Raw genomic sequence first — 13,606 nt, 5'->3', positions numbered from 1 at the left:
GTTATAACAGTAATTTAGTGCTGCAAATGTAAATCAACCTTTCGCTATCAGAAAGGACATTTGTCCCTTATTGTAAATTATGTTACGTACCAACCTTGTCTTTTTGTCTTTCATCGAACGTTATGTCGAGGAAAATACGGCTTCGAATATAACTTTAAAAACCTTTCCTTCAGGATTCAGATTTATTACGCAGGGAGAAAAAATCAAAAATATATACATCATTAAAGAAGGCATTACCAAATGCTTTATCTCCGAAGAAAATGGGAAAGACTTTATTATAGAATTTTTGGGAAAAGGAGAAGTTGCCGGAGAATTAGAAGCGATAAAAAAGATCGACTGCCTTTGCAATGTAGAAGCCATTAGCGAAATAACGGTATTTGCCATCCCCGATTATGTGTTTAGCTCCTTAATAGAAAACAACATCGAGTTCAACAAAATTCTGTTACAAGAGTTATCAACAAGAATTATACAAACCAGCTCAAGGGCCTCTTTTCAGCAGCTTTATACCTTGGAATATGGTTTATTAAAACTTTTAAAGCTGCAAACCGAAGAGCAGATTTTGATTTCGAAAGAAGATATGGCCGCTTACCTGGGGATTTCTGTGAGGAGCTTTAACCGAACCCTACAACAAGTTAAGGCTAAAAATAAGGATCGTGGTTTAGTGAAAGTATTAGAGAGCCTGGGCTAAAAACGAGCAGGATGACAAGCTTAGCTTTAGTATTATTCAATAAGTTGAGATTAGATAAACAAATCCTCGTTTGCGCTCCAAAATAAATTCAACTGAACTTTTGAACAGGATATTTGTTTATCAATTATGCCCGAAATCCTAATTATAAATGGAAGCGCCAGATTAAATGGAGACACCCAAAAGTATATCAGTAGGTTGTTGGAAGGGCGGGATTACCAACAAATCAATTTATTGGAGCATTATTTTCTGCCTTATCATTATAATAATCAATATCCACCCGATGATCAGTTTGAAGGATTTGCAAAGGAGATCCTGTATCATAAACATATTGTATTTGCAACGCCTGTATATTGGTACGCGATGAGTGGGAGAATGAAAAATTTCTTCGATAGATTAACGGATTGGGTAACCTCAAAAAAAGAAGTAGGCAGAAATTTAAAAGGCAAAACGGTTAAGTTGATAGCTGTAGGTACAGATGGAGATTTACCCGATGGATTTACCACCCCATTTATACGTACTGCCGCTTATTTGGAAATGGATTTTAAAGGATACCAATATTTTAATAGTGCTGACTTGATTACTGACGATGAACTCACTGAAATTCGAAAATCTTTTTTTAGTTTTATATCAGAATAGTTCATCTACAATAAAACAACTTATAATAATTTTAAAGCAAGAAACATGAATGTAGCAGACGTTTTTAAAAACAATGAATCATGGATATCCGATAAATTATCGTTAAATCCAGATTATTTTACAGAGTTAGCAAAAGGACAAACGCCTGAATTTTTATATATCGGTTGCTCTGATAGCCGCGTAACTGCCGAAGATTTGATGGGTATTAAACCTGGAGAAGCTTTTGTACACCGTAACGTAGCCAATTTAGTTAACAATGTGGATCTAAATGTGATGACCGTTCTAAATTATTCGGTACGCCATTTAAAGGTAAACCATGTGGTAGTTTGCGGTCACTATAATTGTGGTGGCGTAAAAGCAGCTATGCAGCCAGCAGATATGGGTATCCTAAACCCTTGGTTAAGAAATATCCGCGATGTTTACCGCCTTCACAGAGATGAATTAAATGCTATTGAGGATGAAGGAAAACGTTACGACAGACTAGTTGAATTAAACGTTCAGGAGCAATGTGTAAACTTGCTTAAAACTGCAGCTGTTCAGGAAGCCATTACCGAACGTGGATTAACTGTTCACGGTTGGGTTTTCGACATCCGTACTGGTAAATTAGTTGATTTGAAAATTGATTTCGAAGAAATTTTAAAGGATATCAAAGAAATTTATAATCTTTATTAGAAGGGAGTTCTGAGTCCTGAGTCTTTAGTCGAAAGTCCGCAGATTATCACTTAGCACTCGATTTAAAACTATAAAATAAAAAAGACCGATGTATGAAACCTGGAAAATTTATCCTTCCAATTTCATGCATCGGTCTTTTCTTACTTTGGACTCGGGACTAGAGACTCCAGACTAAGGACTCACTAACGTCCCATCCAACCGCCGTCAACTGTTAAAATTGTACCGTGTACGTAATCGCTGGCGCTAGAAGCTAAGAATAAGGTTGGACCTTTAAAATCTTCTGGCGTTCCCCATCTTCCGGCAGGAATACGAGACAATATTGAAGTGCTTCTATCCTGATCTTCTCTCAATGCTGTAGTATTATCAGTTGCGATATAACCCGGTGCAATCGCATTCACATTTACACCTTTCGACGCCCACTCATTAGCAAAAGCTTTAGTTAATGAACCAATTGCTCCTTTACTTGCAGCATAGCCCGGAACGGTAATTCCGCCTTGGAAAGTAAGCAAAGATGCGGTGAATATAACTTTTCCACTGCCTCTGGCAATCATATCGCGACCGATTTCTCTGGTTAAAATAAAAGGAGCAGTTTGATTAACCGCAATTACCTCATCCCACATATCATCAGGATGTTCTGCAATTGGCTTGCGTAAAATGGTCCCGGCATTATTGACCAAAATATCAATCACCGGATGGTCTGCTTTAACTTTCGCTGTAAACGCTAACGTGCTTTCGCGGTTACCAAAATCGCATTGATAGGCATAAAATTTTCTACCTAAATCGGTTACTTCGTTTTCTACGGCGCTTCCTTCAAGTTCCAGACTTGCAGAAACGCCAATAATATCTGCACCAGCTTCTGCCAGAGCTAAAGCCATGGCTTTACCAATTCCTCTTTTGCAACCGGTTACTAATGCAGTTTTACCTGCTAAATCAAATATGTTTGACATTTTTATATTGTTATTTTTATAATCCGTCATTGCGATCCCGATTCTTCATCGGGAGAAGCAATCTCATTCATAATTTATTTATCAAATGAGATTGCTTCGTACCTCGCCTGCTTGCCGCAGGCAGGCAACGACGTTCACTTTATTTCTCTTTGACTACGTTAAATAAAAAGCTCCTACTTCAACTCTGTAATGGCACAGTGATCCATATCGCCATAATCTAAATTTTCACCAGCCATACCCCAAATGAAAGTATAATTGCTTGTACCTGCACCCGAATGGATAGACCAGTTTGGAGAAATCACGGCCTGATCATTTTGCATCCAGATATGGCGGGTTTCTTGTGGCTGCCCCATAAAATGGCAAACACTTTGCCCCTGCGGAACTTCGAAATAAAAATAAGCTTCCATTCTCCTATCGTGGGTGTGTGCTGGCATCGTATTCCAAACACTACCAGATTTCAGCTCCGTCATTCCCATTTGCAACTGGCAAGTGGGCAATACGCTATTGACCAAAAGCTTGTTAATTACCCTATGGTTAGCCGTTTCAGGTGTACCCAACTCCACAATTTCCGCATCAGCTTTGCTTACTTTTTTTGTTGGATATTTGTGGTGCGCTGGAGCAGAATTTAAATATAATTTTGCAGGTTGAGCAGCATCAGCCGATTCGAAAGTTACCTCTCTAGTTTCCTTACCAATATATAAAGCCTCTTTATATTCCAGTTCGAAAGTTTCACCATCTGCAGTAACAATGGCTTTTCCGCCAACATTAATCATCCCTAACTCTCTCCTCTCCAGAAAATAATTAGCTTTCAAATCATCGGGATTTGGGAGCGCCAATTTTCCGTTTACCGGCATAGCACCGCCAACTATATACCTATCAAAATGAGATAAAGTTAAATTAACTTGGTTAGCCTCAAAAACGTTTTCGATTAAAAAATTTTCACGCAAAGATGCGGTATCCATTTGTTTAACTTCCTTTGGACTTTGAGCGTAACGGCTTTCGAATTTATTCATTGGTTAAAATTTGAGATAAGATTTGGAATCGAAAATCAATTCCTTTTCGCAAATATATTTATACGATGTTTAAAAATGTAACGAAACCTAAACTTTATTAAGCATGAAATGGATACAGAAACTAAATATAGAAACTAAACCTGCCAGCGGTTTATAAATACCACTTTTTATATCTTGCCAAAGCCTCTAAATAATAGTAATCAGCATAAATTAATGGCACATCTATTTCGCTGTTTAAAGGATAAGCGCCAGTACTGTGCATCAGCAAAAAGCCTCCATTTTCGCCAAGTTTGGCTCTGTAAGCATTACTTGCCAACGAATAAATCATGGTTTCTGCAGCAGATTTAAATTCAGTTTTTTCTTTATCGGCTGTATATTGTACCAGTTCTAGCAATGCCGAAGCCATAATCGCACCAGCAGAAGCATCACGTTTTGCAAAAGGAACGCCTTGTGCATCAAAATCCCAAAAAGGAATTTTATCTGCTGGCAAATTAGGATGATTTAAAATAAAATGGGCAATTCCTTTGGCTTGTTTCAAATAGTTTTCATCCTTTGTAAACCGGTACATCATGGTGTAACCGTATAAAGCCCATGCTTGTCCACGGCTCCATGCAGAACAATCTGCCGCCCCTTGCCAGGTTGCTTTTCTTTTTACCGCACCTGTTTCCGGGTTATAATCAATTACATGAAACGAACTGAAATCCGGGCGAAAGTGATTTTTTAAAGTTGTATTGGAATGGATGACAGCAATTTCCTTAAATTTTTTATTTCCGCCGTTATCCGTTGCCCAATTTAACATCTCGAGGTTCATCATGTTATCAATAATTACCGGATAATTCCAATATTTACCTTTATTCCACGATTGGATTGCCTTCACATTATCATGATAACGGGTAGAAAGCGATTCTGCAGAACGTTGAATAATGGCTTTATATTCGGGCTTCCCTGTCAGGCGATAAGCATTTCCAAAGCTACAATACATCATAAAACCCAAATCATGATTGCCCGTAAAGGTTTGATTCGCCTCGATAACTTTTAAAGCATCTTCAGCTTCTTTTTTGATGCTTTCATTTTTGGTCTGCTCATAAATGTACCACAGGCTACCCGAGTAAAATCCACTGCACCACCATTGAATATCATAGTTAACATGTTTTCCATTTTGATAGGTTTGCGGCGTTTTACCGGCAGGAATGCCTTTTGCTAAAAATTTGTATTGATCGGCAGCAAACTTAAATTCGTCACTAATAAGCTGTGCCATTGGCTTTCGCACATTGTTTTGTGCAAAGGAAACTGAATTCAAAAGAACCAGAAATGCGACTATTAAACTATTTTTATTCATGTTTTTACTGTCTTTTTTAGTTTGAGATATTGTATTTTAGGGTTGATCCTGCCCATGCACCAATCGGAAGATTACAGGTGATTATTTTATTGCTTTTCAGCTTAGGGGTTTTTATTTCGATCTGAACTTTCGAGTTTTCTTGTGTAGGGTCTGCGATAAAAAAAAGCGGGTTGATGGCGTTCAACTCGTTGATCTGAACAATGCAGGGCTTATCTACCTTCACCATTATACCATTATAACTAAGCTCCCCGGCCTGGTAAAAAACGACTTGTAACATGCTCAATCTGCTATGTATTACCGCTTGGATAGCCTTTGTATTTTGGATAATTTTAATCGCATCGAGCGGATACTTTTGCACAGCGGCTGCTCCAATACCAGGAACCACAACGTAGGCAAAACTCGCATCATGAGGTTGTACACCATGATTAAACCAGCTTTTAAAAACCTTCCCCGAAACTTCCTTTCTGTTTTGAAACTGATTGATGCGATACCAAGTTCCGACCTGGTTTTGTTGGGTAACTTTTACATCTCCACCAGCAGGAAAAAAATAGCCAATACTATCATGAAGCAAGTAATTTTTATCCTCAATAACCTTTCCCCGCAACCAGGATTGATTAATAGTTGTTATAATGGCTTGTGAAGAAGCGCTATTAATCCCGGCGCCAAGGCAAACAACTTCTTTATCGAAGAAAAACCAGGCCTTTTTTGCCTGCACACTATCATAGTCCAGATCATAAGCAGAAGCGCCATACACACCATCGCTTACCCCGCCTACAAATTTGGTTGTTCCAGGAATCCCCCATTCTTTTTTGATGGTTGACCCCTTATCGTCAGCATAATCTCTGCTTGTAGTTCCTGGAATTTTATCCCATTCCCATAGCGGCATAATGTTGGCATATTCTGATCCGCTTCGTTGAATATTTGTTGCACCATCCGACAAGAATTTACCAAGTACATTTTCATTATTTCCTCTTTCGGTACGTAAGGTTCTTACAGAAGCCGTTTGTACACTAAAAGTATATGGAGAGCGAACTTGCAGGGTATAACCGCTTTTCCAATAAACCGTATTCGACGGGTCGATTTGATAGGTCGCCGGGCGTTGATGCGAAGTTCTCAATACTGAAGCTTCCCAATAGGCAGCATTTTCCCTGTCGAACATTTTTATTTTGTTCACCATTCCAGATACAAAGGCATTTAACGAATCCTGCCGACTGATTCCTCTTCCCCTCACATTAAAATCGTAAAAAGAGCCTCGAATGGTTTTCAAAAAAGTATCCTTTAGGTAATTCACCAAAATATCGAGTTGGGCTTTTGGTAAAGCATATTCCGTATCCCTCAAATAATAGGCTGCGTTGACCGAATTACCGGCAAATACCCGTCCGTAACTCGCGATGGCCTGCTGCTTACCATGCTGATAATAACTTCCATCTGCCTGAACACCTTCTTTACCATCTTCAACCGCAATGGGTTCAAAAAGATATTTTGCAGCCGAATCCAAAGTGTTTTTATTTTGCGTTAAACAAGCACGGTACAAATAATGTAAAGCTTCATCTGATGTATTGGCTCCATCGCCAACTTTTAGTTTGCGAACCATTCTCTGGATTAGAGCTTTTTCCAGCTCAACTGGCAGCTGAGTTTTGGCATTCCTCATCAGAATTAAGGTTTGTCCGATAGCCTGCGGATAAAAAATATCATTGTACCACCAGTTTTTATTTTTTGGATTTCTATCCAGCCAATTTTGAAGCGCTTTGGTTATTGCACCATAAATTTCTGTGTTTCCATAAAATTTATTGGCCGGACGGATATAAGCCATAGCCATTTCTTTGATTCTTTTCAAAGGATCATATTGTGCATCGGCATAATTGATATCTGTCCAGCTTCCATCGGCTTTTAATTTTGTCAAATCCTTTGCAATCCTTTTTGCTAGAAAGACATCATTAATACCGGTCTGTAAATCTGCGCTGATGCGCTTTTCTATAGTTGAAAAGGGTTCTTTCTGCGCAAAAGCTGATACACTAATCATCAATAAAAACATGAGTAAAAGTTTTCGCTTTAGCCAAAGCAGATTAACCGGTAATAAGGAAGGGATCATTTTGTTCATAAGTGATGAGATACAACTCTTTCGGTTACAAAATAACTTTAACATTAAATTCTTTCAGCACCATTTGGCTGTCGTTTGGTGTGGTATTATAACTTGCAAACGTAATTTTGTACCTGCCAGCAGCCGCGTATTTATAAGCGTAGGCAGACAATGCCGAAGCGGTAATATTTTTTACAGTTGCCGTTGGAATATCTGGAGCGATTCTTCCGACAAAGATTGGTTTACTGATGATCCAGCTCATATTGGATGGAGCGGTAGCCGCACCACCAACAATAGTTAACGCCGTAGTTGTAGCCACCCACCTCGAGCTGGCAGGCGACCAAACATTTCCGAATCTAGTCCAAAAAGCATTATCTGCCGCCAATGAACTTAAATTGTAAGTATAATCGCTAAGCACATTATTAACCAGAAAATTAGTAATGGTCCAGGTTCTTTGTGTTGATCCGGTAAGGCCCGTATATTTAAAGGCGATAAATAAACTATCATTGGCATCACTAACCAAATCGGACAGATTTACCTGCCCGGTGTTAACTGCTGTAGCGCTTGTTGCAATGGGTGTTCTTGCTGTGATATTGGTCCAGGCTGCATTTACCACACTTGCCGAATCTTTGGCTGGCAGTTTATTGGTAGCCAAAACCTGGAGCGTATTATTTTGAGCACCAAATTGCGCTGTACTGGTAAAAGATAAGGTGGGTGTTCCAAATGCGGATGAACGGGTTTTAAATTCGTATTTATTACCTGGCGTTCCTGCCCAGAAAACAACGTTATCTGCATAACCACCAAAGTTGAATTTACAGGTATCGCCCAGTTTAAAAACCAGCGTATCGCCAATTGTGGAACGGGCATTTGTTAAAGCAATATCAACCGTTGGTACATCAGTGGTAAGATCTTTTTTGCAAGCTAAAAAACAAGTGCAGGCAATTAAGATAACATAGAATGAATTTTTCATTTCCTAATAATTTAGTGATTAATAACCTGGGTTTTGTTTCAGTGCTTTATTCAGATTTAGCTCGTATGTTGGTTTTGGCATCAGGCTATATCTAGGCGTTACGGTAATCAAACCCTGGTATCCGTTGATATTTCCATTGCCTGCAGTTACTCCATTGGCGGCCGCATAATTCCCGAAAGCCTGTAAATCGCCAGCGAAATTTCCCCATCTTACCAAGTCGTACTTTCTGGAGGCTTCAAAACACATTTCACGCATGCGTTCATCACGAAGTGCCAATTGGAAATCTGCTTTATTTAAACCCGGAGTTAGCAAATGTTCCGATCCGTTAGTAATGGTTGCGGTAGCCGTTGCCGTAACCCCTGTAGTTGGTGCCGCGATAGTAACTGTAGGTACTGAGGTAAAATAAGGACCGGCAGTTGTTAGGTTTCCGCGGGTCGTTAGTTTAATTCCTGTTACCACACCTGCGGTTGAAACCACTGCTGTAGCGGTTGCTCCTGCCCCGCCACCGCCGCTAATGTTAACCACGGGTGGATTAGCTGCTGAATAACCTGAACCCCCATTAACTACCGAGATATTTTTAACAATATTGCCGTACATGGTTCCATAACCGCGTTTGCGCACTTGGTTAATGGCATCGTAAGCAGCGGCGTTTGGTCCGTTCACCTGGTTTTCAGCTTCAGCTTTAATTAACAATACATCTGCATATCTAATTACCGGCCAATTGGCATTGTAAGTTCCGGTATTACGCATTTCTGCTGGTGCATATTCTCTCCTAAATTTGCCCGTATTCATTTGCCAGGGCGCTGAGCGATCTGTTTTTATCCTCGTTCCGGCTGATGCATTGGTTGTCCAGATAAAATCCGGGCAATTCCAATCTCTCCTGGTATCAAGCGAAGCTTTATTAACCAATGTGCTGCTAGGTTCAACTTCATAGCTATCAAATAATTTCTTAGTAATCCGTACCCAACCAGCCGCTGAATATGAATTTTGTTCAAAAGTTCCGTTTATCAACAGAATAGCTGAAATGATTCCATTGAAATTACCGATATCATTACCTGTTTTATTGGTTACTCCGGCAGCGGCTCCTGCAGAACCCCACTCTAAAATATCTTCTTTTAAATCGTACTTATCCTGAAAAAGATTGATGAAAACTTGTTTATAATCTGGATTCAAAGCATGCTGACCAGAAGCAATAACCTTATCGGCATACGTAATCGCATCAGCATATTTACTGGTATCGTTAACCGGATAACCCGCCCAATAGAGGTAAACTCTAGCCAACATGGCTTGTACTGCTGTAATGGTAACCTGATCATTGTAACCTAAACTGGCTGCCGTGCGACCCTGTAATAAGGTTTCTGCTTCTTTTAAATCGGAAACAATCTGGGTGTAAATGGCCGGTTGAGACGCCGCCGGAATGTTAACTTCAGAGATACCTGGCTGATGCAATACCAACGGAACTTCGCCAAATTGAATGGTGAGCAAAAAGTAATTGTAGGCTCTCAAAAATAGTGCTTGTCCCTTGATATAGCCACGCTGCCTTTCATCCATGCTGGGTTTAGTAATATTATCAATTAAAACATTGGCGTTATTGATGGCGATGTAAGGATATTGCCAGCAATCCTGAACGTAAGAGTGCCCGGCGTCATAAGTGTAATACAACCCACGGGTTTCATTGCTGGTCGCCCGATCGGGCAACATTTCGTCAGTTGTACTTACAAAGTTAAAGTGATGCACCTGTCCGTACATTCGCTCCAACATCATGGTGCTATAAACACCGTTCAAAGCGACCTGTAGCTGATCAGCAGTGCTGTAGAAATTTACGGGCGAATAAAAATCAGTTGGTTCGGTATCAAGAAATTTTTTGCATGATGACGATAATCCCATCACGAATAAAAAAGCCAAAATATATTTATGTTTCATTGTCTTATTTTTAATGATGATTAAAATGTTGCGTTTAAACCAAATGTTACGGTAAATGATTGCGGGTAAGTGCCATAATCAAAACCTGGCGTTAAGTTACCCGGACGGGCAGAAGCTTCGGGATCCAAACCTGAATAATTGGTAAAAGTGAGTAAATTTTGTGCTGAGGCGTTTAATCGTAATCTAGACATGCCAATGCTTTTTACCAGTTTATTGCTGAAGTTATACCCAAGCTGAACGGTTTTCAATCTTAAATACGAACCATCCTCCACAACTCTTGAAGAATAATTGGGATTCACAAACCGCCCTGCTTTATAAAGTTCGTTACTTGGGTTGGTTGGCGTCCAACGGTTCTCGTAAGTTGCGTATTGGTTAAGGGTGAAATTTCTTACAATTCCGCCTTCAAAAACATAACGGTTGGCGTTGATGATATTATTGCCATAACTCCACTGCAGGAAAACACCCAGATCCCAGTTTTTATAGCTGAAGTTATTGCTAAAACCACCTGTGTGGATCGGTAATCCCCTACCGATGATGGTATAATCATTTGCGTTAATGGTTAAATCGCCATTTAAATCTTTGTACTTAATATCACCAGGTTGAACTGCTGCACCATTATTCGGGATATTGGGTTTAAGCGAATAAGTGCCGTTTGGCATCCGATCAAAATCGCTGTACTGGTAAATGCCATCGAAAATTAAACCATACATCTCTCCTACCGAGCGACCTTTTACCGAAATGTATGGCGATAAACCTCTAAAACTGGTATCGAAGAAAGTTCCCGAGCCTGAAAGTAGTGAATTCTGCCCCTCGGTTAATTCCAGAATTTTATTTTTATTAAAGCTGATGTTAAAGTTGCTGCTCCAACGGAAGTTCTTGGTCACAATATTTGTACTGTTCAACGTAATTTCCAATCCCCTGTTCTCTAAACTTCCAATATTTTTGAAACCCGTTCCACTTTGCACACCATTTGCGAAAGGCAGATTTGCATTCAACAATAAATCGTTGGTAGTGCGTTTGTAAACATCAAGCGTTAAACCCAAACGATTTTTAAGAAAGCTAAGGTCTAAACCGATATTCGTTTGCACGTTGGTTTCCCATTTTAGATCGTAGTTTCCGGCAGCGGTAATTACCGAACCTATGGCTACAGGTTTGCCATTAAAAGAGTACCAGTACTGTGTATTCGCTAAATTTAATTGAGGCAAATAGGCAAAGTCGCTTACCCGGTTATTTCCTGATTCGCCATACCCAATACGGAGCTTAGCATCCGACAGCCATTTCTGATCTTTTAAAAAGTTCTCCTGACTAAATCTCCAGCCTATACTTGCTGATGGAAAATAACCCCAACGGTTAGCTGGCGAAAATTTCGAAGATCCATCCGCCCGGAAACTTGCTGTAACGAGGTATTTTCCTTTAAAATCATAATTTAACCGACCTAAAAACGACATCAGTGTCCAACGAGAACTGTTTACAGAAATCACCGTATTCGCCGCCGGAACAAGATCAAGGGCATCGAGTCCTAAACTTTCGTTGGCTACCTGCGTAGCATAAATTGATCGAAATGAACTTTTATTTCGCTGTGCGGAATAACCCGCCAAAACAGTTAAATTATGATCTTTGTTAAAGGTATTTTTATACGTTAAGGTATTATCACTTAACCAATTAAATACCGGACTACTGGAAATAGTACCATTTGGGCCTGATGAATTCCATTTACTGCCCGATTGCGTTTGGGAGTTATTGAAAATATTGGTTTCATTCACATTATTATTTATCCCGCCGGCTACTCTTAATTTTAATTTTGGCGTAAAAGCATATTCTGCATAACCATTGGCTGCAAGGTTGGTTGTTTTGTATTTTGTTTGTTGGTTTGATAAACTGATCAATGGATTTACCCGGTAATCTTGTGCCGAATTTCCTTCATTTGCCGGATCGTACAAACCGCCTAATAAATCAGAGTTAGCATCCTTTCCAGATAAAGCATTGGTTGGGCGATATCCCCAAACCGAATATAATAACACGGATGAAGCATAAAAATTGGTGGCAGAAATTGGCGTACCGAAGCTTTCGCTGTAAGCATAATTTACATTGATACCTGCTTTAAGTTTATCGTTTACCTGCTGATCCAATACAAATCTGCCCTGGTAACGCTTAAATCCACTATAGATAATAATTCCTTTCTGATCGTTAAAATTCCCGGAAATGGAATAAGTAGTTTTATCGTTTCCGCCACGTAAAGCAATATCGTGATTTTGGTTTTGCCCGGTTTGATAAACATAATCCTGCATATCCAAACCCTGCACATTTCTGTAATCGTTTAGTGTTGTTCCACCTTTAAGATAAGTAGAATCTGCAATCGCCTGATCGAGATCGCGAAGATATTTCACGTATTCATAAGGCCCCATTACCGGGATTTTTTCTGGTGCCTTTTGCAAACCATAATAAGCATTATAGCTGAGTTGAGGTTTGCCAGCTTTTCCTTTTTTAGTAGTAATCAAAATTACGCCATTCGATCCACGGGCACCATAAATAGCTGTTGCAGAAGCATCTTTTAAAACATCAATGCTTTCGATATCTGATGGATTGATGGAATTTGAATTCGCGTTTTCAGAGGGAAAACCATCAATTACATAAAGCGGAGAATTATCCTGAGAAATTGATCCCGCACCGCGGATCACAATATTTGCTGTAGCGCCAGGCTGACCATCACTGGTGGAAACCTGAACCCCGGCAACACGACCTGCTAAAGCCTGATCGAATGATTTTACTGGCGCCTGTTCCAAATCCTTCATGTTTACCGAACCAATTGCCCCAGTTAAATCGGCACGTTTGGTGGTTCCATAACCTACTACAACCACATCGCTTAAACCCGTGACTGCTGATTTCAAGGATACATTAAGGATGGTTCTGTTGCCAACGGTTATGGTTTGCGAGGCATAACCTACATAGTTAAACACCAGTTGATCAGTGCTTAATACCTGAATTTTGAACCTTCCGTTTCCGTCAGTTTGCGTGCTGGTTTTAGTGCCCTTTACCGAAATGGACACACTCGGCACAGTTTGATTGGTTTCATCTGTAACCACACCGACAATGCTTTTGCTTTGCGCAAAAACGGTTGAAGTGCCCGTTAAAAAAATCGCAATGACTAACAATAGTGTTGAATAATGAGGCAAACGCTTCCGCATGTTCTCCTTACCCTGATTGTAGAGTTTATTCATAATTAATAGTTTATATTGGTTATTTCTTGCTTTCGCACAACCCAGTTAAGATTGCGCTTCTTGCTTGAACAAACATAAGCGGAAAGCCATTTTAAGGAGGGATAAATTTCTAAATAAATA

General features: G+C 39.7%; 10 protein-coding genes. 3 read left to right on the top strand and 7 right to left on the bottom strand.

Features of this window, described 5'->3' with window-relative positions; genetic code table 11:
* The first annotated feature begins 79 nt into the window (after window positions 1-79).
* The 3 genes from ACZZZK_RS17685 (at window position 80) to ACZZZK_RS17675 (ending at window position 1,996) form a co-directional block, all read left to right on the top strand.
* On the top strand, window positions 80-688 hold the full coding sequence (locus ACZZZK_RS17685) for a Crp/Fnr family transcriptional regulator (protein WP_463485267.1): 609 nt from the start codon (window positions 80-82) through the stop codon (window positions 686-688).
* A gap of 126 nt (window positions 689-814) precedes the next feature.
* Entirely contained in the window at window positions 815-1,324 is a 510-nt protein-coding gene (locus ACZZZK_RS17680; RefSeq protein WP_463485266.1) for a flavodoxin family protein, read from the top strand.
* A gap of 45 nt (window positions 1,325-1,369) precedes the next feature.
* A complete protein-coding gene (locus tag ACZZZK_RS17675; protein WP_463485265.1) occupies window positions 1,370-1,996 on the top strand; it encodes a carbonic anhydrase in 627 nt (208 codons plus the stop codon).
* Window positions 1,997-2,178: 182 nt separating this feature from the next.
* On the opposite strand, the gene ACZZZK_RS17670 is transcribed toward ACZZZK_RS17675, so the two are convergent.
* The 7 genes from ACZZZK_RS17670 to ACZZZK_RS17640 all read right to left on the bottom strand — a co-directional run bounded on the left by ACZZZK_RS17670 (window position 2,179) and on the right by ACZZZK_RS17640 (window position 13,486).
* Entirely contained in the window at window positions 2,179-2,943 is a 765-nt protein-coding gene (locus tag ACZZZK_RS17670; RefSeq protein WP_463485264.1) for an SDR family NAD(P)-dependent oxidoreductase, read from the bottom strand.
* A 173-nt stretch (window positions 2,944-3,116) separates the two neighbouring features.
* Window positions 3,117-3,956 (bottom strand): 5-dehydro-4-deoxy-D-glucuronate isomerase, encoded by an 840-nt coding sequence (gene kduI, locus ACZZZK_RS17665; RefSeq protein WP_463485263.1) that lies wholly within the window; start codon window positions 3,954-3,956, stop codon window positions 3,117-3,119.
* A gap of 151 nt (window positions 3,957-4,107) precedes the next feature.
* On the bottom strand, window positions 4,108-5,295 hold the full coding sequence (locus tag ACZZZK_RS17660; protein WP_463485262.1) for a glycoside hydrolase family 88 protein: 1,188 nt from the start codon (window positions 5,293-5,295) through the stop codon (window positions 4,108-4,110).
* 16 nt (window positions 5,296-5,311) lie between these two features.
* Window positions 5,312-7,396, bottom strand: a complete 2,085-nt coding sequence (locus tag ACZZZK_RS17655) for a polysaccharide lyase family 8 super-sandwich domain-containing protein (RefSeq protein WP_463485261.1) — start codon at window positions 7,394-7,396, stop codon at window positions 5,312-5,314.
* A gap of 25 nt (window positions 7,397-7,421) precedes the next feature.
* Window positions 7,422-8,345, bottom strand: coding sequence for a DUF5017 domain-containing protein (locus ACZZZK_RS17650; RefSeq protein WP_463485260.1), 924 nt, complete (start codon window positions 8,343-8,345; stop codon window positions 7,422-7,424).
* 18 nt (window positions 8,346-8,363) lie between these two features.
* Complete coding sequence (locus tag ACZZZK_RS17645) at window positions 8,364-10,268, bottom strand: RagB/SusD family nutrient uptake outer membrane protein (RefSeq protein ID WP_463485259.1); 1,905 nt, start codon at window positions 10,266-10,268, stop codon at window positions 8,364-8,366.
* A 20-nt stretch (window positions 10,269-10,288) separates the two neighbouring features.
* On the bottom strand, window positions 10,289-13,486 hold the full coding sequence (locus ACZZZK_RS17640; RefSeq protein ID WP_463485258.1) for a SusC/RagA family TonB-linked outer membrane protein: 3,198 nt from the start codon (window positions 13,484-13,486) through the stop codon (window positions 10,289-10,291).
* Window positions 13,487-13,606 lie beyond the last annotated feature (120 nt).

This window comes from Pedobacter sp. AC163 (genome assembly GCF_979258665.1).
Note: the sequence above shows the minus strand (reverse complement) of the source record. Positions and strands in the feature narration are given on the sequence as shown.

Coding starts and splice junctions, on each gene's coding strand:
- ACZZZK_RS17660 (WP_463485262.1), bottom strand. CDS start 5,295: ATGAATAAAAATAGTTTAATAGTCGCATTTCTGGTTCTTTTGAATTCA.
- ACZZZK_RS17680 (WP_463485266.1), top strand. CDS start 815: ATGCCCGAAATCCTAATTATAAATGGAAGCGCCAGATTAAATGGAGAC.
- ACZZZK_RS17650 (WP_463485260.1), bottom strand. CDS start 8,345: ATGAAAAATTCATTCTATGTTATCTTAATTGCCTGCACTTGTTTTTTA.
- kduI (WP_463485263.1), bottom strand. CDS start 3,956: ATGAATAAATTCGAAAGCCGTTACGCTCAAAGTCCAAAGGAAGTTAAA.
- ACZZZK_RS17685 (WP_463485267.1), top strand. CDS start 80: ATGTTACGTACCAACCTTGTCTTTTTGTCTTTCATCGAACGTTATGTC.
- ACZZZK_RS17670 (WP_463485264.1), bottom strand. CDS start 2,943: ATGTCAAACATATTTGATTTAGCAGGTAAAACTGCATTAGTAACCGGT.
- ACZZZK_RS17675 (WP_463485265.1), top strand. CDS start 1,370: ATGAATGTAGCAGACGTTTTTAAAAACAATGAATCATGGATATCCGAT.
- ACZZZK_RS17640 (WP_463485258.1), bottom strand. CDS start 13,486: ATGAATAAACTCTACAATCAGGGTAAGGAGAACATGCGGAAGCGTTTG.
- ACZZZK_RS17655 (WP_463485261.1), bottom strand. CDS start 7,396: ATGAACAAAATGATCCCTTCCTTATTACCGGTTAATCTGCTTTGGCTA.
- ACZZZK_RS17645 (WP_463485259.1), bottom strand. CDS start 10,268: ATGAAACATAAATATATTTTGGCTTTTTTATTCGTGATGGGATTATCG.